Genomic DNA, 20,693 nt, shown 5'->3' on the forward strand with positions numbered 1-20,693 from the left:
CGTGCATGGACAAGAACGACTACACCAGCGCGATCGGCATGTAGCGGATAACCACCTTCTCCTGTCGAAACCACCGCTCGAGTGCGATCCGGCGTTCACGCCAGTCGATGAGATCGACCTCGTTGGCCATGACTTCGAAGATCACAATCTTGTCGGCGTTGGACTCGGCACCCTTTTTCCACAAACCGTCGGCAGGCGCCTGAAGGTAAGCAGTAACGCCTTCGAAGCGACTCGCCAGTTCTTCCTTCACGCGGTCGAAATCTTCTTGAGCGAAAGGCTGGCCGTCATTGTCCGAGCAGGGAAGCAGGATCTGAACAAGATGCATCGCAATCCACCGGTGAATTCTAGCACTTGGCATCGTCGAGATAGTTATGCATGTCGGTGGCCGCGATCGAGGCGTGGCCGAATGCGACAGCAATCTGATTGATTTCGTTGACCACATCGCCAGCGGCATACAGGCCTGGCACGACCGTGCGCTGATGCGCATCCACGACAAGATTTCCAAGCTCGTCGCATGTCGCCCCGAGATCTAGGCCAAGTTGCGACCTTGCCCTGCATCCCATGGCTGGATAGACGGTATCGAATGAGGATGCTGTTCCGTTGGAGAGTTGAATGGTGGCCTGCTCTCCCGAGGGTCGTAGCGAATGAGGGATGCAGGGCTCGAGCCGGATTCCAGCTTCGTGGATCAGTCGGCCGGCATCTGCATCAATTTCACTCGAAGCATCGGTCGTCAGTACGGTGACGTCGCGAGTGTAGGTCCGCATGAACAATGCCTTCTTCACCGCCTCTTCCGCCGGGCCCAGGACTGCGACGCGCTTATCGATCACCTCATAGCCGTCACAGATCGGACAGAGGCGCAAGGTGCCGGCTCTGATCATATCGTCTGCCGAAGGCGTCTCTGGAAGCTTATCGACAATGCCAGTAGCCAGGAGCGCCGCGCGGGAACGAATGGCTGTCGAACCGATCGCAATAAAATCCGTTCCGTCGCGGCCAATCTCGTGGATTATATCGTGCCTAAGATCGGCTCCGCTCTGCAAAGCCTGCTGCCGCAGCCGATTCAGCAGTTCGGCGCCGGCTATGCCGTCGGGGAAGCCGGGACAGTTGCGGGTAATCGGAATGAGCTTCGCGCGGCTTTGACCGCAATCGACAACGACGACCCGGCGGCGAAAGCGCCCGAGATACGTCGCTGCTGCCAAGCCGGCCGGACCGCCACCGATAACCAAGCAGTCAATTCGTTCCCACTGACAGACGCTATCGTCTTCGATCACCAAAGAACTCCCGGGAGGTGATGCAGAGCTATTGCAAGCGGCTCGTGCCCGGCAAACGAACTTGTCTGTTGGTGACTAAGACCAAGGGCGTGCGCGACTGCTTCCCGGTTCTCATAAGAATGAGGCCGACACAGATGCCGCTCGTGAGGATGGCCTCGTTTCCTTCCGAACGGCCAGAAACGAGGGCGCAAAATCCGGCCTCGACCGCGCGCACCGGTAAGCGCGGGATCAGTTGTTTCGTTATAGGCGACCATCTGTCCCAACCGCGCCCTTGCTTATTGGTTCCGCCGTGCATTCGCGTTGCGCGCCGATCCGTTGTCTCGCCAGACGCTGACGACGTTCGGCTGCCTTCACGTGCCGCAGGCCGCCGTTCGCCACGCGGCGGACCGGACGATGCAAAAGTTCGCTTTTGTGGATCAAAGTAGCCCGGCCTGCCGGGCGGGGTTGGGGGCTTGACATACAGGCCGGGCCCTTACCCCGCGCAGCGGGGCAGAGTTCCATTATGCGCCGCGCTTGCGGCAACCGACATTAACATTTTCTAAGACTTGAAAAGCCCGTCGCAGCCAATGAGCGTAAGCGACGGGCTTTTGTGCTGCCGAGACGGCTACGTCCCAACGGGAAACGACCGCTCCCATAACAAGTCATGGCCGCGCAATCAGTTCCAATCTTGGACAGCCCACCCGAGGAACGTCACGACACCAGCGACGTTCCGGTAAATGGCAATCGACGATGATATCGAAATGGCCAGGCGGCATGTTCACGAAGGCGAGCGGCACCTTCGCCGTCAGCACGAGTTGGTTGCCGACCTCAGCGATCAGGGATTGCCGACCGATGACGCCCTGCGCTTCCTCCAGCTGCTTGAAGACATGCAGGCGATGCATCGGCAGCACTTGTCGCGGCTGCTGCGCAGAGCCGAAAATGGCTAGGAGGATTCCTGCCTTGTCGGGCCGGACCATGGGTGTCTGCACTTGATCTGGTGACAGGTCATGATCTGCCATGAGTGCGCCGGCCGAGACGATCGGAATCTGCAATTCAGCAAAACACTGTAACGCCGACAAGCGCAGGGACTGGACGCCCTGCCTCCAAATGCTCCGACTATTGCTCGTCCTTTGGGGCAACCTGCACCAGCTGCAAAAGCCCTAGCACGATCAGCGCCAAGACTGTGCCAAGAATTGCGATCTGCCAGAACCCGAGACCCACTGCCAATCCAATGGCACCGGCCAGCCACATTCCCGCGCCGGTCGTCAGCCCCTGAACCTCCCCTTTGGAGAAGAATATTAGCCCTGCAGCCAGGAATGCGACGCCGGCAGTTGTGGCTTCGATCAGGCGGATGGGGTCAATGGCTATCTCCTGCCCATCGAAGACGGGGAGATGGGTGATTTCGATGGCCAGGATGGCGATCAAGGCGGCTGCCAGACAGATCAGGATATGCGTCCTCAGCCCGGCCGGCCGGTTACGCCATTCGCGCTCCATGCCGACGAGTGAGCCAAGAACCGCAGCCAGCAAAAGCCTGGCTGAAATCACGGAAAATGGCAGCCAGGTTTGCTGCCCGAAACGTTCAACAAGCTCATCCATGAGCGCCAGAACGTATCTGTGGGCTGCCCGGTTCCTTCCGCAGGACGCCGGGATGTCCTTGCAATGCATATCGCCGGCAAAGCGCCGGAACATTCGAGCTCAGCCCACGTTGGGTTCTGTTCGACCGACAGGGACACACCTCAATGGAACCCAAATCATCGCGCGATCTGCCCGGTCCTAAGCCCCGCAAGGACAAGGAACGGGAAAACCAAAAAGCTGCCGCGAAAACGCCTGACAAGACCAACGATTGGGACCGGAACCAGGTGCATGGCGAAGGCGAGAGCATCGGGATCGACAAGGACGAACCATAGGCCGATCCACACCTCAGAGCGGCGCAATCTGAGCCGCCCACGATGCGGCTTGCCGCCATCCCGACCATTAGAGTGCTGGCGGAGAGAGCGTCTTTCGAGTTGTCAGCTAAGCGTCAGCAGGCTGAGCCAGATTTGCGGGTCGGTTATCATCTTCGCCCTCCCTTCGAGCACCCAGTTGCATTTGGTTCTGGCTTGACCCGGCGGCGACGATGAGCAGCACCGATCGCATTCGCGTACCGCCACAAACCGCACCTGAAGTTGATTTCTCAGGTGCGGTTGTTGGCCGGCTGCGGCTTAGCCTACTCTGCCGCGACTGTCGCGATGAGAGGCGACGCTTCGGGCAGGGGCGCGACCGGTTCGGCCCGCCCTTCGAGGTCATCCAGCAGTGCCATCCACAGCGAGATACACAGCCCGACCATGACGACGAGGAAGGGGGCTGCCGCAATGATCGACGCGGTCTGCAGGCCCTCCAAGCCTCCCATCACCAGCAACACGCAGGCCGATGCTCCCGCAAGGATACCCCAAAGGACGACAGTGACCCGTGCGGGCTCAAGCGTGCCTCGAGATGACAGCATACCCATCACTATCGAGGCGGCATCCGCTCCCGAGATGAAGAAGATCGCCACAAGGAAGATCGCAACGAAAGAGGTGATAGCAGTTGCCGGATATTGTTCGAGCAGGGCGAAAAGTGAGATGGCGGCCCCCTTGGTGTTAACGGCCTCGACAAGGCCGCCGACCCCCACCAGTTCGGAGTGCAGAGCGGTACCGCCCATGATGGTGAACCAGAGGAAGGTCACGCCGCTCGGGATGAACAGAACACCGATGACGAATTCGCGGATGGTCCGTCCGTTGGAGATGCGCGCAATGAAGACGCCAACGAAAGGCGCCCAGGAAATCCACCACGCCCAGTAGAAGATGGTCCAGCTGCTCAGCCATTTGCCGTCGCTGAAGGCGGCGGTGCGGAACGACATGGCGACAAGATTGGTGAGGTATTCGCCGAGCGCTTCGGTGAAGGTGTTGAGGATGAAGACGGTCGGGCCGACGACGGCCAAGAAGAGCAGCAGCGCGGCGGCGACCACCATGTTCGTGTTGCTCAGGAACTGGACGCCCTTGCCGACCCCCGACACTGCCGAAAGTATGAACAGCACCGACAGCACGGCGATGATCGCCAGGTCAATGCCTGTCCCCTCGCCGGTTCCCCAGAGAAAATTCAGACCGCTGTTGATCTGCTGTGCGCCAAGACCCAGCGATGTCGCGGTCCCGAATAGCGTGGCGATGAGGGCGAGAATATCGATCGTCTTGCCAATCGGTCCGTTGACGGCGCTACCAAGCAAAGGGGTGAATGCGCTTGAGATCAGGATAGGCAGGCCCTTGCGGTAGGTGAAGTAAGCGATCGCCAAACCCACAATGGCGTAGATCGCCCAGGGGTGCAGGGCCCAATGGAAGTAGGCATATTCCATCGCGATCAGCGCAGCTTCCTTAGACTGCGGGGCAGCCAGCCCGTGAGGCGGCGCGCCAAAATGGAAAACTGGCTCGGCAACGCCCCAGAACATCAGTCCGATGCCCATGCCGACGCTGAACATCATGCATACCCAGGAAACGGTGCTGAATTCCGGCAGCTCGTCGTCGGCTCCAAGCCTGATCTTGCCAAAACGGCTGATCGCCAGGAACCCGGCAAAGGCCAGAAACATCGCCGTCGAGACAACAAAGCCCCACCCGAAACCATTGATGATCGCTGCAAGCGTGGCTTTCGTCACAGTGGCGAGGCTATCCGGGGCGGCAGCTCCCCATAAGATGAACGCGGCAGTTATCGCTATGGCCGGCCAGAATACCGCCGGATCTATGCCTCGTAGCCTGCTTGTACTCGACATGCTTGACCCTCCCATATCTATTGGAACTATTTCTTCAATACTTTCCTTCGAATTGTGCGTACGCGAAAAATACTGACCTTTCTGAGGGCCAAAATCAGGGACGGCTCAGGTCGCCTCGCAATGAGAAGCTCCGGCCATTCACGTCGTTCTGGATGTGTCGGATTTGCCCCTCCCCCACCACACCCGTCAGGGTAGAAGGGCGGGAAAAGGGGATAGGAGGAAGCCGGCGAGTCAGTAGGGAATCGGTCGATTTCGGGTAGGGCAATGCCCACCCGGGCAAGGCGCGCCATGCTGCGGCGCGTCAAGAACGCTCGCTGTGAAAACCCGATGTCGAGTCAGCCTGGTCGCTGTGCTTGCGCGGCGCGATGCCTGTAGACGTACAAATTGAGTGGCCGAACCGGCCTGAAGCGGCAAAACTGATAACGTTCACGCCGCGGAGGGATATTTCCTGTCCAATCGTTCCTGCTGCGGCGTTTGGGCGTAGAGTTCGCGATAGCATTTGGAAAAATGCGACGCCGAAACGAAGCCGCACTTGATAGCTACTTCGACTATGGGCACGGATGACTGGATCAACATGTGCCGTGCGCGCTCAAGGCGTATCTCCAAATAGTAGCGGGCGGGGGAGCGTCCCATCTCATCCCGGAAAAGACGCTCGATCTGCCGCCGCGACAGTCCGACTTGCTTGGCAATATCGCGTATCGATATTGGTTCGGATGGATTGGCGTCCATAAGTTCGATGATGGTCAGCACTTTTGAATTCTGAATGCCGAGCCGCGCGCGCAAAGGAAGCCGCTGGCCATCGCTTGCGCTCCGCACTCGATCGGTCAGCACCTGCTCACATACGCGACTGACGAGAGTTTCGTCGAAATCATCGCCGATCAGCTTTAACATCATGTCGAGAGCGGCGGTGCCGCCGGCGCATGTGTAGATGTCTTGATCGACCTCAAAAAGGTCGGCAAACACATGCGCATTCGGAAATGCCTCGGCGAAGCCTGGCAGATTTTCCCAATGGATGGCGCAACGTTTGCCGGAAAGCAGCCCGGCAGCAGCCAGCACATGGGCGCCGGTGCAGAGACCGCCGATTGCAACGCCGCGACTATGTTCCTCGCGCAACCATGCAAAGGCCGACTTGTTCGAATATCGTTCGATGTTGGTGCCGCTGCAGACGATGACCATCGATAGCCTATCGGGGCCGGCCATCCTGCGCCGCTCGTCTTTCAACGACGTGTCTACCGCACACAACACCCCGTTCGAAGCGGACACGGGCTGCCCGTCGGTACTGGCCAGCCGCCACTTGTAGGCTTCGTAGCCGAGCATCCGGTTGGCTATGCGGATCGGCTCCAGCGCGGTCGCAAAGGCGACCATGGTGAAATCCGGCACCAGAAAGAAGACGAGAGAGCGCTTGATCGGATGTTCGGCTATGTTCACTGCGGTCACGTCCGATATCGGGAACAGGATGTCGCAAATTCGCCGTCGACGCCAATATCTGCCTTGCTTGTCCCGATGAAGATACGAAGGGATTGTGGCACGTGGCTGTCGAATTGCGCACATTCATGTTCGAGAGCCGTCGCGATGCCGCCATCATGCAATCCTGCCGCTACAACTGCCGAGACACAGGTCGCGGCGTGCGCTTTCAGATAGTGGCGGAGGGATGCTGAGCGACCATTATTAGGCACATTGCCCCGGCAGCAGAAACCTGCGCTTCCGTTTTCGGGACGGAGTTGTCGACAACCAGCCATGCCGCTACCGGCCCCATTGCAGGCAATCCTGATTGGGGCAGCCATACCGTCACCGGTCAGTGGTGTCTTGGCGGGATAAGCGGATTCGGAGCAGCTTGTTACACAGATCAAGGATGCTTCGGCTTTGAGGTGTCTTCCCTCTTCGCTAACAGCTTGAAAACATCATAGTATTAGGAAAATTAATGGCGGAGAGAGCGGGATTCGAACCCGCGTTACGGTTGCCCGTAAACACACTTTCCAGGCGTGCGCCTTCAACCACTCGGCCACCTCTCCGTCTTGCATGTCGCGTCGGCCGGTTTCGCCGCGCGGGTTGGGGAGATGCATCTCCCTCGGGAAGGGCTCTCGGCCTAAATTTGGGGTGCCTTCAACCGGCAGGCAACCCTTTTCCCGGCACCTCTAGCCGTCTAGGCAAAACAGGCGCGGGGCTCATCTAGTCGATCCGAAAGCGAATGCCAAGTCATTCCGTGGCTTTTGCCGTGGATGGCGCGAAAGCTGCGGGTGGCCTGCCATGCAGCCGAATGCTGTGCACAGGCTGGCCGGCGGAGTTTCCCGCGCTTGACTTCGGCTCTGGCCGCCTGTCGACTGCCTGAGGCGTTGTTTCGTGCACTTCCGGACGGAAAACCACGACGCAGTTCCCGGAACTGCTTGGGCTTTGCGAGGGGCATTGTCCTGACATGGCATCGATCAACCAGCAGCCCGCGGGCCGGCCCGACAGCGGGCTCTCCTTCATCCCGGTGGCGTGGCTGATCATCGTGATGGCGCTTTCGGCCTATGGCCTGATCTCGAGCTGGCGGCTGATCGGCGACTTCAATCTGCCGGAAAGCGTGCTCTTCCTGATCTACGGGGGGCTGACCGGCGGCGCCGTGACCATTCTGTGGGGGCTTTACCTGCTCGGCCTCGCCTTCAACCGGTCGGCGCGTTTCCCGCGTCACTATACGATCTGGCAGGTCGCCATCATCCTTTGGCTCGTCGTGCGTCAGGCCTACACGCTTCTTGTGCCCGATTTCGTCTTCTCGGCCGAAGGGCTGGGCTTCACGGTGGCCGAGATCGCCATCGGCCTGCTCTGCATCTACCTCCTGCGGCGCGGCGCCGGCGCCGACACGGTGTATGCCAATCCCGAGGCCGTACGCCCGCCGCTCCTGGTCTCGCTCGTCGCCGCGTTGCTCGGCATCATTCTTGGCGGCGCCATCGGCGCCTGCATCGGATTTTTCGCGGGGTCGCTAATCGCCGACGCCACTCATATGAGCTGCTTCGAGGGCGCCTGCGGGTTTTTTGCTGTCTTCATCGGCTTGGGCGGTCTGATCATCGGAGCCGTCGGCGGCGGGATTTTCGCCATCTGGCGCGTCAACCGGCGCAAAGCGGCGCGGAGGGCCTAACTCAAAATCACGTGTCGCGATTGCGTGGCGGTTGTGCACGCTCTATGTCGTTTGGCGGGGCAGACGGGAGTGTTCCCGGGGAGTGCGTTGGATGCTGCGTTTCATCTTTCGGCTGGCGGCCATGGTTGCGTTGTCGATTTCTGTCATCATGGCGGTGATCGACACCACGCGCTCCGTCGCGGCGTCGGCGCCGGTCATGACGCCGCTCAACGCAAGCTGGCTGGCGGTATCGCCCGACACGCGCGCCGCGTTCGAGACCTATGTGCGCGCCAAGGCCAGTCCGCTGGTCTGGGACGGGATCATCGCCTGGGTGCTCGGCCAGCCGGGATTCGCCGTGTTCGCGGTATTGGCGTTCCTGCTCTACGCCCTCGGCTACCGCCGGCGGCGCCACGAATTCGCCCCGACCACCTGACGCGGACTCCGCCCGAAACGGTCGGCCTTCACGCTTTTTCCAACAGGTCAAAATTCCACGTGAATTTTGTTTCGGGCCGTGCCAGATTGGCCGCGAGCGGGAGGGGCATACACTTCCTGCCTGACGTCGCATGCCTGCCGGAGGACCGGGCAGGGTTTGCGGTGCAAACGGAAAATAACCGACAGGGTGTGGATCACATGAAACGTATCGTTCTCGGCCTCCTGGCCGCAACCGCAATGGTTCTCCCGGCCTTCGCCGCGGATGTCCAGCCGGCCATCCTCTACGATCTCGGCGGCAAGTTCGACAAATCCTTCAACGAGGCTGCCTATAACGGCGCCGAGAAATTCAAGAAGGAAACCGGCGTCGCTTATGTCGAATTCGAAGTCTCCAACGCTTCGCAGCGCGAGCAGGCGCTGCGCCGCTTCGCCGAGGACGGCCGCAACCCGATCGTGATGGCCGGCTTCGCCTGGGAAGATGCGCTGAAGAAGGTCGCGGCCGAATATACCGACCTCAACTTCGCCATCATCGACGATGCCGTCGACCTGCCCAATGTCCGCTCGCTGGTGTTCAAGGAGAACGAAGGCTCCTACCTCGTCGGCATTCTGGCTGCGATGGCGTCGAAGTCGAAGAAGGTCGGCTTCGTCGGCGGCATGGACATCCCGCTGATCCGCAAGTTTGAATGTGGTTATGTCGGCGGCGCCAAGTCTGCCGGGGCCACCGAGGTCATCCAGAACATGACCGGCGATACCCCGGCCGCCTGGAACGACCCCGCCAAGGGCGGCGAGATCGCCAAGACGCAGATCGATCAGGGCGCGGACGTCGTCTATGCCGCGGCCGGCGGCACCGGCGTCGGCGTGCTGCAGGCGGCCGCGGATGCCGGCAAGCTCGGCATCGGCGTCGATTCCAACCAGAACGGCCTGCAGCCCGGCAAGGTGCTGACCTCGATGATGAAGCGCGTCGATGTTGCCGTCTACAATGCTTTCATGGACGGCAAGAACGGCACCTTCAAGGGCGGCGTCGAAAATCTCGGCCTCAAGGAAGGCGGTGTCGACTACGCCATGGACGACAACAACAAGGCGCTGGTGACGGATGAGATGAAGGCGGCCGTCGAAAAGGCCAAGGCCGACATTATCGCCGGCAAGGTCCAGGTGCACGACTACACCACTGACAACAACTGCCCGTATTGATCGGCAACTGAACGAGGCTTCTTCGACCGCCGGGCTTTCGCCCGGCGGTTTGTTTTTCGGACCAGCATCATGCAACCGATTATCGAAGCCATGACGGAGCGCGATGTCGAGGCGATCGCCAAGCTGCGCCTGGCCGCCTTCTTTGAGGGCACCGGCCGGACGCTCGCAGAGGATATTGCGGGACTTCGCCGGCTGATCGCAGGCGACGGGTTCGAGGCGGCTGTCGTCGCCCGCCTCGGCGGCCCGCCGATCGGAAGCTGCCTCTTCGTCCGCAACGAGATCGACCCGGCGCATGATCTGACGCCGTGGCTCGCCGGGCTTGTTGTTGACAAGGCGTATCGAGGGCAGGGCGTTGGCTCGGCGCTGGTCAGGGCCATAGAAGGCCACGCCGCGTCGGCCGGCGTTAACCGGCTCTATCTCTACACCTGGCAGGCACGACCGTTCTACGAAGCGCTTGGCTGGACTGCGGCGGAAGCTTTCGAGCAGGAGGGCGAGCCGATGCTTTTGATGTCGTGCGCCCTATAGCGTGCCGGCGAGATAGCCCAGCGCGAAGGCGGCCGCCAGGGCGAGCGCGATAGCCAGGCCGAGCCGGCCGCCAAGGGAATGCAGGCCGACGCCATAAGGCTTGCGCTCGATCTTGTTGATCACGATCGGCTGCGGCTTCGCATCGCCCTTGTCCAGCCCGGCAAACCGCATTTGCGGCAATTCGCCAAGCCGGCGCTGGACAAGCTGCCAGCGCTCATCCGAAGCCGTGGCCGACGCTCCCTGCGGCTCCAAAGCACGCATGCGCTCGGCAAGCCGCAGCACCGCGTCGCGAAAGGCGGGATCGATCTCTAGGTCGCGCTCGGCGCGAGCGCGCTCCCGTTCGTCCATCAGGCCGAAGACATAGTCGCCGGCCCTTGCGATGCGGTCTCCTTCACCGGCCATGACCGTTCGCCTCGAACCCGCCCGCTGACCCCGCAGGCTCAGTAGTGCGGCGGCTTGGTCACCGGCACGTCGGGAGCGGCCTGCTCCTCCAGGGCCAGGAACCGGTCGGTAAGGGCGGCGAGCTTGCGTTCCATGCGCTCGATCACCGTCCACTGCTCGGCGATCTGGTCGGACAGTTCATCGATCGTCTTTTCCTGCTCGGCGGCGCGGATTTCCAGCGTCGTCAGCCGATCGTCAGGCATCGTCATCCATCCCGGTCTCTGTGAATGTGAAGCTCCCCGGCCACCTTCGAAATTGACAAGCGCGGGGGGTTTTGTCGAGAGTGAATGGCGTTCCGGCCAATTGGCACGGGCGGGGCGTCGTGCTAGGCAATTTGACCAAGCGATAAAAAATAACGAGTGGGACAGGCTGCATGGCGCAAGCCGCAATCGAGCTCATAGGCATCAACAAGAGTTTTGGCGCCGTGCGCGCCAACCGCGACATCAACCTGGAAGTCACGCGCGGCACCATCCATGGCATTGTCGGGGAGAACGGCGCAGGCAAATCGACGCTGATGTCGATCCTCTATGGCTTCTACCAGGCCGACAGCGGCGAAATCCGCGTGGCGGGCAAGCCGGTGTCGATCAACACCCCAAACGACGCGATAGCGCTCGGCATCGGCATGGTGCACCAACATTTCATGCTGGTCGACAATTTCACGGTGCTGGAGAACGTCATACTCGGCGCCGAGACCGACGCGCTGTTGAAGAGCAGCATCGCCAAGGCGCGCTCCGAGCTCGAACGGCTGGAGCGCGAATACGGCCTTGAGGTCGATCCCGACGCCATCATCGAGGAACTGCCGGTCGGCCTGCAGCAGCGCGTCGAAATCCTCAAGGCGCTCTATCGCGGCGCCGAGATCCTGATCCTCGACGAGCCGACCGGGGTTTTGACGCCGGCGGAGGCCGACCATTTGTTCCGCATCCTCAAGCAGCTGAAGGAACAGGGAAAAACGGTGGTGCTCATCACCCACAAGCTGCGCGAGATCATGGCCGTTACCGACACGGTCTCGGTCATGCGCCAGGGAACCATGGTGGCGACCAGGGTGACCAAGGAAACGACGGTCGGCGAGTTGGCCGAACTGATGGTCGGCCGGCGCGTGCTCTTGCGGGTGGAGAAGGGCCAGTCGGAGGCCGGTGCGATAAAACTCTCGGTCAAGAACCTGACAGTCAAGGATTCACGCGGCGTCACCATGGTCGACGACGTCTCCTTCGACGTCCGCGGCGGCGAGATCGTCGGCATCGCCGGCGTGGCCGGCAACGGCCAGTCGGAGCTGCTCGAGGCGATCTCCGGCATCCGGCACGCCGTCTCGGGCGAGGTCATGCTCGAAGGCAAGCCAATCGACCTGACCGGCAAGGCCGATCCCGGCGAATTGCGCGACCGCGGTCTCGCCCATGTGCCGGAAGACCGCCACCATGTCGGGCTGGTGCTCGCCTTCGAGGAGAACGAGAACTCGATCCTCGGCTATCACGACGACGAGCGCTACCTCAAGGGGCCGTTCCTGAACGTCGATGCCATCATGGCCGACGCGAAGGACAAGATCGAGAAATACGACATCCGTCCAGGCAATCCTCGGCTGAAGACCGCAAATTTCTCCGGCGGCAACCAGCAGAAGATTGTGCTGGCCAGGGAGATGGAGCAGGATCCCGGCGTGCTGATCGTCGGGCAGCCGACGCGCGGCGTCGACGTCGGCGCCATCGAATTCATCCACAAGCGGCTGATCGCCATGCGCGATCAGGGCAAGGCGGTGCTGGTCGTGTCGGTCGAGCTCGACGAGATCCGCTCGCTGTCCGACCGCATCCTGGTAATGTTCGCCGGCCGCATCGTCGGCGAACGCGGACCGGAAGCGACGGAAGGCGAGCTTGGCCTCTTGATGGCCGGTGTCGAGCACCAGGAGGCCGCCGAATGAGCACGCCTTACGCCAAGCTGCCGGCCTGGGCCGATTATGGGTTGATTCCGTTGATCAACCTGTCGGTTGCCTTCATTGTCGCGGGCTTCGTCGTCATGCTTGTCGGCGAAAATCCGTTCCGCGCCGCCGTCATCCTGGTCGAAGGCGCTTTCGGCAAGGGCACAGGCATCGCCTTCACCCTGTTCTATGCCACGACCTTCATCTTCACCGGGCTGTCGGTGGCGGTGGCGGCGCATTGCAGCCTGTTCAACATCGGCACCGAAGGCCAGGCCTATATCGGCGGCCTCGGCATCGCGCTCGTCTGCCTGAGCTTCGACAGCGTCCTGCCCTGGTGGGTGATCTTTCCGATGGCGATCGTCGCCGCGGCGGCGTTCGGCGCGCTCTGGGGTTTCATCCCGGCCTACCTGCAGGCCAAGCGCGGCTCGCACATCGTCATCACCACCATAATGTTCAACTTCATCGCCGCCTCGGTAATGGTCTATCTGCTGGTCGGTCCGCTGAAGCCGGTCGGATCGCAGGCGCCGCAAACACGCAATTTCCTGGCCGGCGCGGAATTGCCGAAGCTCAACTGGATGATCGAATTGTTCGGCGCCAAGATCCGCTCGGCGCCGCTCAACATCTGCTTCCTGCTGGCGCTGGCGATGGCTTTTCTGGTCTGGCTGCTGATCTGGCGCACCAAGCTCGGCTACGAGATGCGCACCTATGGCCATAGTCCAAAGGCGGCGCGCTATGCCGGCATTTCGGAAACCCGCATCATCCTCACCGCGATGATGATCTCGGGCGGGCTGGCCGGCATGATGGCGCTCAACCCCGTGATGGGCGACCAGCACAATGTGGCGATCGATTTCGTCTCGGGCGCCGGCTATGTCGGCATCGCGGTCGCGCTGATGGGCAGGCTGCATCCGGTCGGCATCGTGCTGGCGGCGATCCTGTTCGGCATGCTCTACCAGGGCGGGGCCGAGCTTGCCTTCGAGATGCCGTCGATCAGCCGCGACATGATCGTCATCATTCAAGGGTTGGTCATCCTCTTCGCCGGCGCGCTGGAGCATATGTTCAGGCCCTATATCCAGGCGCTGTTCGCATCGGTCAGCCCCAAATCGGTCGGCATGCAGGCGGTCAAGGGGAAGGGGGCCTGAGATGGACAGTTTCAACGCGATCGTCCAGGTCCTGGATTCCACCATCCGCCTGTCGGTGCCGCTGCTGCTTGCCTGTCTTGCAGGCCTTTATTCAGAGCGGGCAGGCATCTTCGACATCGGTCTCGAAGGCAAGATGCTGGTCGGCGCCTTCGCCGGCGCTGCAGCGGCATCGGTCTTCCACTCCGCCTTTATCGGTCTCGGCACCGCCGTCCTGATCTCGGTCGCCTTCGCCATGGTGCACGGTTTCGCCTCGATCACGCATCGCGGCAACCAGATCGTCTCCGGCGTCGCCATCAACTTCGTCGCCGCCGGCTCGACCATCATCCTCGGCCAGGCCTGGTTCGAGCAGGGCGGCCGCACGCCGGCGCTGCAGCCGGGCGAGCGCTTCGAGGCGATCGTGTGGCCCGGCGCCGAAGCCGTCCGCAACGTGCCGATCCTCGGTCCCGTTTATGCCGAGCTGATCTCCGGCCATTCGATCCTGGTCTATTTCGCCTTCGCGATGGTGCCGTTCACCTGGTGGGTGCTGTTCCGCACCCGCTTCGGTCTCAGAATGCGCGCCGTGGGCGAAAACCCGGCGGCCGTCGACACCGCCGGCATCTCGGTCGCCTGGCTGCGCTACCGGGCGCTGATCTGCACCGGTATCCTTACCGGCGTCGCCGGCGCGTATCTCTCCATGGTCCAGAACGGCGGCTTCGTGAAGGACATGACCGCTGGCAAGGGCTATATCGCGCTTGCCGCGCTGATCTTCGCCAAATGGAAGCCGGTCAACGCGATGTTCGCCTGCCTGCTGTTCGGCTTCCTCGACGCGGCATCGATCCGCTTGCAGGGCTCGCCGCTGCCGATCCTCGGCAAAGTGCCGGTGCAGTTCATGCAGGCGCTGCCCTATGTGCTCACCGTCATCCTGCTCGCCGGTTTCATCGGCAAGGCGATCCCGCCGCGCGCCGGCGGCGTGCCCTATGTCAAGGAACGCTGAGGCTCGGGCAGTCTCGGCAACCGGCAATTTGAACAAGATCGTGGGAGAGAAGAAGCAAATGTCGCATGATCTGTTCGAAGCGGCTAGGACGGCGATGGCCAAGGCCTATGCGCCCTATTCCAAGTTTCCCGTAGGCGCCGCGCTGCGCACCGAGGACGGTCGCGTCTTCACCGGCGCCAACATCGAGGTGGCGTCCTATCCGGAGGGCTGGTGTGCGGAGACCACCGCGCTCGGCCACTACATCATGGGCGGCGGCGGCAAGATCACCGAGATCGCGGTGATCGCCGAGCGCATGGCCAAATGCTCGCCCTGCGGCGGCTGCCGGCAGCGGCTGGCGGAATTCTGCCGGCCGGAGACGAAGCTCTATCTCTGCGACAATACCGGCGTGGTCGAGACGGTCACCATGGGCGACATGCTGCCATACGGATTTAGGGGCGATATCTTGAAATGAAGGAAGCGCTGGATCATCTGGTCGAGAAACTGGACGGGCTGGCCCCGACCGCGGCGCTTGTGCTGGGCTCCGGCCTCGGTGGGCTGGTCGACCAGGTGGAGGACGCAAGGCGCATCCCCTATGCCGAACTGCCGGGCTTCCCGCGCAGCGGCGTCTCCGGCCACGCCGGCGAGGTGGTGGCAGGGCGTTTCGCCGGCACGCCGGTGCTGATGCTTTCCGGGCGCGCGCACTATTACGAGCACGGCAATGCCGCCGCGATGCGCCCGGCGCTCGAGGTGCTTGCCGGCATCGGCATCTCGCATCTCATCCTCACCAACGCCGCCGGCTCGGTCGATTCCGAGATGGGACCGGGCTCGGTGATGATGATCACCGATCACATCAACTTTTCCGGCTCCAATCCGCTGATCGGCGAGCCGAGCGACCGCCGCTTCGTCGGCCTTACCGAGGCCTATGATGCGGGGTTGCGCAAGGCGATCGAGACGGCGGCCAAGGAGACCGGCACCGCGCTCCACCAGGGCGTCTACATGTGGTTTTCCGGACCATGTTTCGAGACGCCGGCCGAAATCCGCATGGCGCGCGTCATGGGCGCCAACGCGGTCGGCATGTCGACCGTGCCCGAAGTGATCCTGGCCCGCTTCCTCGGCCTCAAGGTCGCCGCCTGCTCGGTGATCACCAACCTTGCGGCAGGCATGACCGGGGCGGAACTCTCGCACCAGGAAACCAAGGACATGGCGCCGGTCGGCGGCGCGCGGCTGGCGACGATCCTGCGGCGCGTCTTCGAGGAAGGTTTGCCGGAAAGCTGATGCTCCCGCAGGAAATCATTCGCCGCAAGCGTGACGGCCACAAGCTCTCGGCGCCCGAGATCGCGGCCTTCATCGAGGGGATCACGGCCGGCACGCTCTCGGAAGGCCAAATCGGCGCCTTCGCCATGGCGGTGTTCCTCAAAGGCATGAGTCGCGAGGAAGCAGTGGCGTTGACGCTCGCGATGCGCGATTCCGGTGACGTGCTCGACTGGTCCGATTTGCCGGGCCCGGTCACCGACAAACATTCCACCGGGGGCGTCGGCGACAATGTCTCGCTGATGCTGGCGCCGATCGTCGCGGCCTGCGGCGCTTATGTGCCGATGATCTCCGGCCGCGGGCTTGGCCATACCGGCGGCACGCTGGACAAGATGGATGCCATTCCCGGTTACGTCAGCCAGCCGGATTTGGCGCGGTTCCGCAAGACGGTGCTCGAGACGGGCTGCGCCATCATCGGCCAGACCGCCGACCTGGCGCCGGCCGATCGCCGGCTCTACGCGATCCGCGACGTGACGGGCACAGTGGAATCGGTGCCGCTGATAACGGCTTCGATCCTGTCGAAGAAGCTTGCCGCCGGGCTCGGCTCGCTTGTGCTCGACGTCAAGGTCGGCAACGGCGCCTTCATGGAGAAGTCGCGCGATGCGGCCGCACTTGCGAACAGCCTGGTCGAGGTCGCCAATGGCGCCGGCCTGAACGCTTCGGCACTGGTGACCGGCATGAACGAGCCGCTGGCCTCGGCAGCGGGCAATGCGGTCGAGGTGAAGAACGCGGTCGACTTTCTCACCGGCCGCTTCCGCGACCGCCGGCTGGAGGACGTCACGCTGGCGCTTGCCGCCGAGATGCTGCAATCGGCAGGAATTGTCTCGTCCAACCAGGACGGGATCAGGCGCGCGGCCGAGACGCTTGCCGGCGGCCGCGCGGCGGCGGTGTTCGCGCGGATGGTGACGGCGCTCGGCGGACCCGCCGACTTCGTCGAGAATCCGGAGAAATATCTGCCGAAGGCGGCAGTGGAATTGGCGGTCAAAGCGGCCGAGGACGGTTTCGTCACCGGGATCGCGACGCGCGAAATCGGGCTCGCCGTCGCTGCGCTGGGCGGCGGGCGCGTCCGTCCGGATGACAAGATCGATCATTCCGTCGGCCTCACCCGGCTGCTGCCTGTGGGCGCGGAGGTGCATGCGGGCGAGGCGCTGGCGCTGGTCCATGCGCGGACCGAGGCCGACGCCGAGGCTGCCGCCGTCGCGGTGCGCGCCGCCTATACGGTCGGTCACTCGAAGCCGACCGCAGAAAAGACGGTGCTCAGGCGGATACTGCCTCTGTAAAATCGCGCCTATTGAACGAGCAGCAGCGCGCCGTCCTGCACTTCGTATTTCTGCAGCCGCTGCAGGAAGCTCATGCCGATCAGGTTGGTTTGCAGCGCTCGATCGTCGAGCACCACCGCCTGGACGTTGTCGAGGGAAATCTTGCCGATCTGCAGCCGGTCGACGGTGACCACGGCAGCCTTGATGGCGCCGTTCGCCGTGTTCACCTGTTGATTGAAATCCGACTGGTTGAGCGAGATGCCGATCCGGCGCGCCGTCGATATGTTGATCGCGACCAGCGTGGCGCCGGTGTCGATCATGCCGTCTATCTGACGGCCGTTGAACTTGAAGGCGGAAGTGAAATGGCCGCGCTGGTCGGCATTGACCAGCACCTGGCGGCCGAGCGGCATCGGCGCCGCCGGCCTGGCTGGAACCGAAGCGAGATTGACGTCCGGCTGAGCCTCAGGCGGCGCCGGCTTCGAAGCAACCGCCGATCTCAGCAGGGTTTCCACCATCTGCGGGTTCGACTGATAGACAATCGGAATCGATGCCGAGCTTCCGACAAAGACGCCAAGGAGAAGAAGCCTGCGCAGCATGGATCGACCTTCGTGAAGGTTCGATCCTTAAGCCGACATGGTGTTTTCGGCTTTAACGCGCGCCGGAACCAGGGCGTTTCGTAAACGAGCGGTTAAGAAAAGATCTCACTTGGTTCCGTACATGCGGTCGCCGGCATCGCCGAGGCCAGGCATGATGTAACCCTTGTCGTTCAACTGGCGGTCGATCGAGGCGGTGAAGATCGGGACATCCGGATGCGCCTGGGTGAAGCGCTCGATGCCTTCGGGCGCGGCCAGGAGGCAAAGGAAGCGGATGTTGGTGGCGCCGCGCCCCTTCAGCTTGTCGATCGCCGCGATCGCGGAATTGGCCGTCGCAAGCATCGGATCGACGACGATCACCAGACGGTCGGCAAGGTCGCTCGGCGCCTTGAAGAAATATTCGATAGCCTCGAGCGTCTCATGGTCGCGGTAAAGGCCGATATGGGCGACACGCGCCGCCGGCACCAGATCGAGCAGGCCTTCGAGCAGGCCATTGCCGGCCCGCAGCACGGAGGCGAAAACCAGCTTCTTGCCCTCCAGCGTCGGCGCTTCCATCTCCTCGATCGGGGTCTCGATCGTGGTGGTCGTCAGTTCGAGGTTGCGGGTCACCTCGTAGCCGAGAAGCAGGGAGATCTCGCGCAGCAGCCGCCGGAAGCCTGCCGTCGAGGTCTCCTTCTTGCGCATGATGGTCAGCTTGTGCTGGACAAGGGGGTGGTCGACGACGGTGACGCCCTGCATGGTCTTCTCCAGTGAATGGTGAATAGTGAATAGTGAATAGTGAGCCGGTTTGCGAGTCCTGATGGGGCGATGATTGGTTGACACGCTGAAGCCGCCGGCCAACGTTCACCATTCACCATTCACCATTCACCATTCACCATTCACCATTCACCATTCACCATTCACCGGCCTTTGGGGTCGAGCCGGCTCATCAGCATCGCCTTGGTCTTTCGGTCGACGAAGGCGGCCTCGATGGCCATCCTGGTGACGGCGGTAAGCGCCTTGTCGTCCATCGCGAAATGCTCGGCGGCGATGTCGTATTCGCGCTTCAGCGAGGTCCAGAAATAGGGCGGGTCGTCGGAATTGAGCGTCACCTTGCAGCCGGCCGCGCGCAACGCCGGAAAAGGATGCGTGGCGAAACTATCGAACACCTTGAGCGCGATGTTGGAGCCGGGGCAGCATTCCAGCACCACGCCCTCGGCGGCGATGCGGCGAACGAGGTCCGGGTTCTCGATGGCGCGTACGCCATGGCCGATCCGCGACGGGCGGATATGGTCGAGCGCTGCCGCCACGCTTTCCCAGCCCATCAATTCTCCGGCGTGGATGGTGATGCCGAGGCCGGCCTCGCGCGCGATCTCGAAAGCCCGCACATAGTCCTCGAAATCGCCGATGCGCTCGTCGCCGGCGACGCCGAAGCCGGTGACCAGCGGATGGCCGCAGCGCGCCGCAAAGCGCGCCGCCTGCTCGATCGCCTCGACGCCGACGTGGCGTACGCCGGTGACGATCATGCGCCCCTCGATGCCGGTCCTCGCCTTGGCGCGGGCCATGCCTTCGCCCAGCGCGTCCGTATAGGCCTTGGGCGAAAGCCCGGCCTTTTTCGCGTGATCCGGCGAGGTGAAGACCTCGGAATAGATGGCGCCGTCGCGAGCGAGGCTGGTGAGATAATGATCGGTCAGACGGGCGTAATCCTCCTCGGTGCGGAACAGGTCGGAAGCAAAATCATAGGCGGCGAGGAAAGACGTGAAATCGTGCCAGACGAAGGAGCCGTTCTGGATGTAGGGCGAAGGGTCCTTGCCGTATTTGCGGGCCTGGCTGACGACGAGGTCGGGCGCCGCTGCCCCTTCGATGTGGCAGTGCAATTCGGCTTTCAAGATCATGCGGCCATCCCGTGCGGTATTCTTCTGTCGTGGCGCCGATTCCGGGTGGAAATCGTGGCAGACTCTTCCCCGACCAGTTCTGAAAGCGCGGCCGAAAACCGCGCCTTGGACAATAGCGCCGGCCCCATCGATCGGCTATGGTCCCGCCGGTTTTATGGCGGATCGAAATAATGTCAGTTGAGAGAACCACGGCCGCGGGCGGCATGGAAACCTCCTATGGTTTCAGGAAGGTTGGCGCGGGCGACAAGCAGTCGCTCGTCAACGACGTCTTTCACAAGGTGGCCAATCGATACGACCTGATGAACGATCTGATGTCGGGTGGGTTGCACCGGCTGTGGAAAGACGCGATGGTCGCCTGGCTCAACCCCCCGAAGCGGCCGGGCTGGAACGTGCTCGACGTCGCCGGTGGCACCGGCGACATCGCCTTCCGTATCATCGAGGCAAGCCAGCGCCAGGCGCATGCCACGGTGCTCGACATCAACGGCTCGATGCTCGACGTCGGCCGCGACAGGGCCGAGAAGAAAGGCCTCTCGGAAAACACCGATTTCGTCGAGGCCAATGCCGAAGCGCTGCCCTTCGATGACGGCACGTTCGATGCGTACACGATTGCCTTCGGCATCCGCAATGTGCCGCGCATCGATGTGGCGCTGAGCGAGGCTTTTCGTGTGCTGAAGCGCGGCGGGCGCTTCCTATGCCTGGAGTTTTCCGAGGTCGACATGCCGCTGCTCGACAAGGCCTACGAGGCCTGGTCGTTCAACGCCATTCCCAAAATCGGCAGTGCGGTGACCGGCGACGGCGAGCCCTATTCCTACCTGGTCGAATCGATCCGCAAGTTCCCCAACCAGCAGAACTTCGCGGCGATGATTGGTCGGGCCGGCTTCGATCGGGTCACTTTCCGCAACTATTCGGGCGGCATCGCGGCGCTCCATTCGGGCTGGAAGCTTTGAGGCAGGGCGT

23 protein-coding genes and 1 tRNA gene are annotated in these 20,693 nt (G+C 62.5%); 12 read left to right on the forward strand and 12 right to left on the reverse strand.

Going from position 1 to position 20,693, the window contains the following annotated elements:
• Positions 1-19 precede the first annotated feature (19 nt).
• From CK221_RS18785 to CK221_RS18800, 4 genes are all read right to left on the reverse strand, one after another.
• A complete protein-coding gene (locus CK221_RS18785; RefSeq protein ID WP_067003911.1) occupies positions 20-325 on the reverse strand; it encodes a hypothetical protein in 306 nt (101 codons plus the stop codon).
• 19 nt (positions 326-344) lie between these two features.
• Positions 345-1,268 carry an NAD(P)/FAD-dependent oxidoreductase gene (locus tag CK221_RS18790; RefSeq protein ID WP_245299826.1) on the reverse strand — a complete coding sequence of 308 codons (924 nt, stop codon included), beginning with the start codon at positions 1,266-1,268 and terminating at the stop codon, positions 345-347.
• Positions 1,269-1,909: 641 nt separating this feature from the next.
• Positions 1,910-2,266, reverse strand: a complete 357-nt coding sequence (locus CK221_RS29855) for a hypothetical protein (protein ID WP_143749063.1) — start codon at positions 2,264-2,266, stop codon at positions 1,910-1,912.
• A 97-nt stretch (positions 2,267-2,363) separates the two neighbouring features.
• The gene (locus CK221_RS18800; RefSeq protein ID WP_348628409.1) at positions 2,364-2,936 is read right to left on the reverse strand and encodes an MgtC/SapB family protein; all 573 of its coding nucleotides are present in this window, start codon (positions 2,934-2,936) and stop codon (positions 2,364-2,366) included.
• Between the two features lie 50 nt (positions 2,937-2,986).
• On the opposite strand from CK221_RS18800, the gene CK221_RS30325 reads away from it, so the two are divergent.
• Complete coding sequence (locus tag CK221_RS30325) at positions 2,987-3,154, forward strand: hypothetical protein (RefSeq protein WP_164746634.1); 168 nt, start codon at positions 2,987-2,989, stop codon at positions 3,152-3,154.
• Positions 3,155-3,453: 299 nt separating this feature from the next.
• On the opposite strand, the gene CK221_RS18805 is transcribed toward CK221_RS30325, so the two are convergent.
• The 3 genes from CK221_RS18805 to CK221_RS18815 all read right to left on the reverse strand — a co-directional run bounded on the left by CK221_RS18805 (position 3,454) and on the right by CK221_RS18815 (position 7,037).
• Positions 3,454-5,025 carry a BCCT family transporter gene (locus tag CK221_RS18805; protein ID WP_095778788.1) on the reverse strand — a complete coding sequence of 524 codons (1,572 nt, stop codon included), beginning with the start codon at positions 5,023-5,025 and terminating at the stop codon, positions 3,454-3,456.
• Positions 5,026-5,451: 426 nt separating this feature from the next.
• A complete protein-coding gene (locus tag CK221_RS18810; protein ID WP_348628441.1) occupies positions 5,452-6,390 on the reverse strand; it encodes a GlxA family transcriptional regulator in 939 nt (312 codons plus the stop codon).
• A 557-nt stretch (positions 6,391-6,947) separates the two neighbouring features.
• A tRNA-Ser gene (locus CK221_RS18815) sits at positions 6,948-7,037 on the reverse strand.
• A gap of 401 nt (positions 7,038-7,438) precedes the next feature.
• On the opposite strand from CK221_RS18815, the gene CK221_RS18820 reads away from it, so the two are divergent.
• The 4 genes from CK221_RS18820 (at position 7,439) to CK221_RS18835 (ending at position 10,264) form a co-directional block, all read left to right on the forward strand.
• Complete coding sequence (locus CK221_RS18820; RefSeq protein ID WP_245430679.1) at positions 7,439-8,140, forward strand: hypothetical protein; 702 nt, start codon at positions 7,439-7,441, stop codon at positions 8,138-8,140.
• Positions 8,141-8,231: 91 nt separating this feature from the next.
• Entirely contained in the window at positions 8,232-8,552 is a 321-nt protein-coding gene (locus CK221_RS18825) for a hypothetical protein (protein ID WP_095778790.1), read from the forward strand.
• 197 nt (positions 8,553-8,749) lie between these two features.
• The gene (locus CK221_RS18830) at positions 8,750-9,739 is read left to right on the forward strand and encodes a BMP family ABC transporter substrate-binding protein (protein WP_067002774.1); all 990 of its coding nucleotides are present in this window, start codon (positions 8,750-8,752) and stop codon (positions 9,737-9,739) included.
• Between the two features lie 69 nt (positions 9,740-9,808).
• Positions 9,809-10,264, forward strand: coding sequence for a GNAT family N-acetyltransferase (locus tag CK221_RS18835; protein WP_095778791.1), 456 nt, complete (start codon positions 9,809-9,811; stop codon positions 10,262-10,264).
• Here CK221_RS18835 and CK221_RS18840 read toward each other — a convergent pair.
• Together CK221_RS18840 and CK221_RS18845 are read right to left on the reverse strand one after the other, a co-directional pair.
• Complete coding sequence (locus tag CK221_RS18840) at positions 10,259-10,666, reverse strand: hypothetical protein (RefSeq protein WP_095778792.1); 408 nt, start codon at positions 10,664-10,666, stop codon at positions 10,259-10,261. The genes CK221_RS18835 and CK221_RS18840 overlap by 6 nt on opposite strands.
• A 38-nt stretch (positions 10,667-10,704) precedes the next feature.
• Positions 10,705-10,914 (reverse strand): SlyX family protein, encoded by a 210-nt coding sequence (locus CK221_RS18845; protein ID WP_095778793.1) that lies wholly within the window; start codon positions 10,912-10,914, stop codon positions 10,705-10,707.
• A gap of 164 nt (positions 10,915-11,078) precedes the next feature.
• Between CK221_RS18845 and CK221_RS18850 the strand changes: the two genes are divergently transcribed.
• The 6 genes from CK221_RS18850 to deoA are packed head-to-tail and all read left to right on the forward strand — an operon-like array spanning position 11,079 to position 17,290.
• Positions 11,079-12,611 (forward strand): ABC transporter ATP-binding protein, encoded by a 1,533-nt coding sequence (locus CK221_RS18850; RefSeq protein WP_095778794.1) that lies wholly within the window; start codon positions 11,079-11,081, stop codon positions 12,609-12,611.
• Positions 12,608-13,747 (forward strand): ABC transporter permease, encoded by a 1,140-nt coding sequence (locus tag CK221_RS18855; RefSeq protein WP_095778795.1) that lies wholly within the window; start codon positions 12,608-12,610, stop codon positions 13,745-13,747. The genes CK221_RS18850 and CK221_RS18855 overlap by 4 nt, the downstream gene beginning before the upstream one ends.
• A 1-nt stretch (position 13,748) precedes the next feature.
• A complete protein-coding gene (locus CK221_RS18860; protein WP_095778796.1) occupies positions 13,749-14,720 on the forward strand; it encodes an ABC transporter permease in 972 nt (323 codons plus the stop codon).
• A gap of 58 nt (positions 14,721-14,778) precedes the next feature.
• Positions 14,779-15,171, forward strand: coding sequence for a cytidine deaminase (cdd, locus tag CK221_RS18865; protein WP_067325754.1), 393 nt, complete (start codon positions 14,779-14,781; stop codon positions 15,169-15,171).
• Complete coding sequence (locus CK221_RS18870; protein ID WP_095778797.1) at positions 15,168-15,974, forward strand: purine-nucleoside phosphorylase; 807 nt, start codon at positions 15,168-15,170, stop codon at positions 15,972-15,974. Before cdd ends, CK221_RS18870 begins: the two co-directional genes overlap by 4 nt.
• Positions 15,974-17,290, forward strand: coding sequence for a thymidine phosphorylase (gene deoA, locus CK221_RS18875; protein WP_095778798.1), 1,317 nt, complete (start codon positions 15,974-15,976; stop codon positions 17,288-17,290). The genes CK221_RS18870 and deoA overlap by 1 nt, the downstream gene beginning before the upstream one ends.
• An 8-nt stretch (positions 17,291-17,298) precedes the next feature.
• Here the strand turns inward: deoA and CK221_RS18880 are convergent, their stop codons facing one another.
• The 3 genes from CK221_RS18880 to CK221_RS18890 all read right to left on the reverse strand — a co-directional run bounded on the left by CK221_RS18880 (position 17,299) and on the right by CK221_RS18890 (position 19,736).
• Complete coding sequence (locus CK221_RS18880) at positions 17,299-17,865, reverse strand: TIGR02281 family clan AA aspartic protease (protein WP_095778799.1); 567 nt, start codon at positions 17,863-17,865, stop codon at positions 17,299-17,301.
• Between the two features lie 105 nt (positions 17,866-17,970).
• A complete protein-coding gene (gene upp / locus CK221_RS18885) occupies positions 17,971-18,600 on the reverse strand; it encodes a uracil phosphoribosyltransferase (RefSeq protein ID WP_095778800.1) in 630 nt (209 codons plus the stop codon).
• Between the two features lie 161 nt (positions 18,601-18,761).
• Positions 18,762-19,736 (reverse strand): adenosine deaminase, encoded by a 975-nt coding sequence (locus tag CK221_RS18890; RefSeq protein ID WP_095778801.1) that lies wholly within the window; start codon positions 19,734-19,736, stop codon positions 18,762-18,764.
• Positions 19,737-19,906: 170 nt separating this feature from the next.
• Here CK221_RS18890 and ubiE point away from each other — a divergent pair, with 170 nt between their 5' ends.
• Positions 19,907-20,683, forward strand: a complete 777-nt coding sequence (gene ubiE / locus CK221_RS18895; RefSeq protein WP_095778802.1) for a bifunctional demethylmenaquinone methyltransferase/2-methoxy-6-polyprenyl-1,4-benzoquinol methylase UbiE — start codon at positions 19,907-19,909, stop codon at positions 20,681-20,683.
• The last annotated feature ends 10 nt before the right edge of the window (positions 20,684-20,693 follow it).

This window comes from Mesorhizobium sp. WSM3868, from assembly GCF_002294785.1.
Taxonomy (GTDB): Bacteria; Pseudomonadota; Alphaproteobacteria; order Rhizobiales; family Rhizobiaceae; genus Mesorhizobium.

What these genes read in the sequence shown, in the direction of transcription:
- CK221_RS18785 (WP_067003911.1), bottom strand. Translation starts at nt 325, where the DNA reads ATGCATCTTGTTCAGATCCTGCTTCCCTGCTCGGACAATGACGGCCAG.
- CK221_RS29855 (WP_143749063.1), bottom strand. Translation starts at nt 2,266, where the DNA reads ATGGCAGATCATGACCTGTCACCAGATCAAGTGCAGACACCCATGGTC.
- CK221_RS18800 (WP_348628409.1), bottom strand. Translation starts at nt 2,936, where the DNA reads ATGTTCCGGCGCTTTGCCGGCGATATGCATTGCAAGGACATCCCGGCG.
- CK221_RS30325 (WP_164746634.1), top strand. Translation starts at nt 2,987, where the DNA reads ATGGAACCCAAATCATCGCGCGATCTGCCCGGTCCTAAGCCCCGCAAG.
- CK221_RS18805 (WP_095778788.1), bottom strand. Translation starts at nt 5,025, where the DNA reads ATGTCGAGTACAAGCAGGCTACGAGGCATAGATCCGGCGGTATTCTGG.
- CK221_RS18810 (WP_348628441.1), bottom strand. Translation starts at nt 6,390, where the DNA reads ATGGTCGCCTTTGCGACCGCGCTGGAGCCGATCCGCATAGCCAACCGG.
- CK221_RS18820 (WP_245430679.1), top strand. Translation starts at nt 7,439, where the DNA reads ATGGCATCGATCAACCAGCAGCCCGCGGGCCGGCCCGACAGCGGGCTC.
- CK221_RS18825 (WP_095778790.1), top strand. Translation starts at nt 8,232, where the DNA reads ATGCTGCGTTTCATCTTTCGGCTGGCGGCCATGGTTGCGTTGTCGATT.
- CK221_RS18830 (WP_067002774.1), top strand. Translation starts at nt 8,750, where the DNA reads ATGAAACGTATCGTTCTCGGCCTCCTGGCCGCAACCGCAATGGTTCTC.
- CK221_RS18835 (WP_095778791.1), top strand. Translation starts at nt 9,809, where the DNA reads ATGCAACCGATTATCGAAGCCATGACGGAGCGCGATGTCGAGGCGATC.
- CK221_RS18840 (WP_095778792.1), bottom strand. Translation starts at nt 10,666, where the DNA reads ATGGCCGGTGAAGGAGACCGCATCGCAAGGGCCGGCGACTATGTCTTC.
- CK221_RS18845 (WP_095778793.1), bottom strand. Translation starts at nt 10,914, where the DNA reads ATGACGATGCCTGACGATCGGCTGACGACGCTGGAAATCCGCGCCGCC.
- CK221_RS18850 (WP_095778794.1), top strand. Translation starts at nt 11,079, where the DNA reads ATGGCGCAAGCCGCAATCGAGCTCATAGGCATCAACAAGAGTTTTGGC.
- CK221_RS18855 (WP_095778795.1), top strand. Translation starts at nt 12,608, where the DNA reads ATGAGCACGCCTTACGCCAAGCTGCCGGCCTGGGCCGATTATGGGTTG.
- CK221_RS18860 (WP_095778796.1), top strand. Translation starts at nt 13,749, where the DNA reads ATGGACAGTTTCAACGCGATCGTCCAGGTCCTGGATTCCACCATCCGC.
- cdd (WP_067325754.1), top strand. Translation starts at nt 14,779, where the DNA reads ATGTCGCATGATCTGTTCGAAGCGGCTAGGACGGCGATGGCCAAGGCC.
- CK221_RS18870 (WP_095778797.1), top strand. Translation starts at nt 15,168, where the DNA reads ATGAAGGAAGCGCTGGATCATCTGGTCGAGAAACTGGACGGGCTGGCC.
- deoA (WP_095778798.1), top strand. Translation starts at nt 15,974, where the DNA reads ATGCTCCCGCAGGAAATCATTCGCCGCAAGCGTGACGGCCACAAGCTC.
- CK221_RS18880 (WP_095778799.1), bottom strand. Translation starts at nt 17,865, where the DNA reads ATGCTGCGCAGGCTTCTTCTCCTTGGCGTCTTTGTCGGAAGCTCGGCA.
- upp (WP_095778800.1), bottom strand. Translation starts at nt 18,600, where the DNA reads ATGCAGGGCGTCACCGTCGTCGACCACCCCCTTGTCCAGCACAAGCTG.
- CK221_RS18890 (WP_095778801.1), bottom strand. Translation starts at nt 19,736, where the DNA reads ATGATCTTGAAAGCCGAATTGCACTGCCACATCGAAGGGGCAGCGGCG.
- ubiE (WP_095778802.1), top strand. Translation starts at nt 19,907, where the DNA reads ATGTCAGTTGAGAGAACCACGGCCGCGGGCGGCATGGAAACCTCCTAT.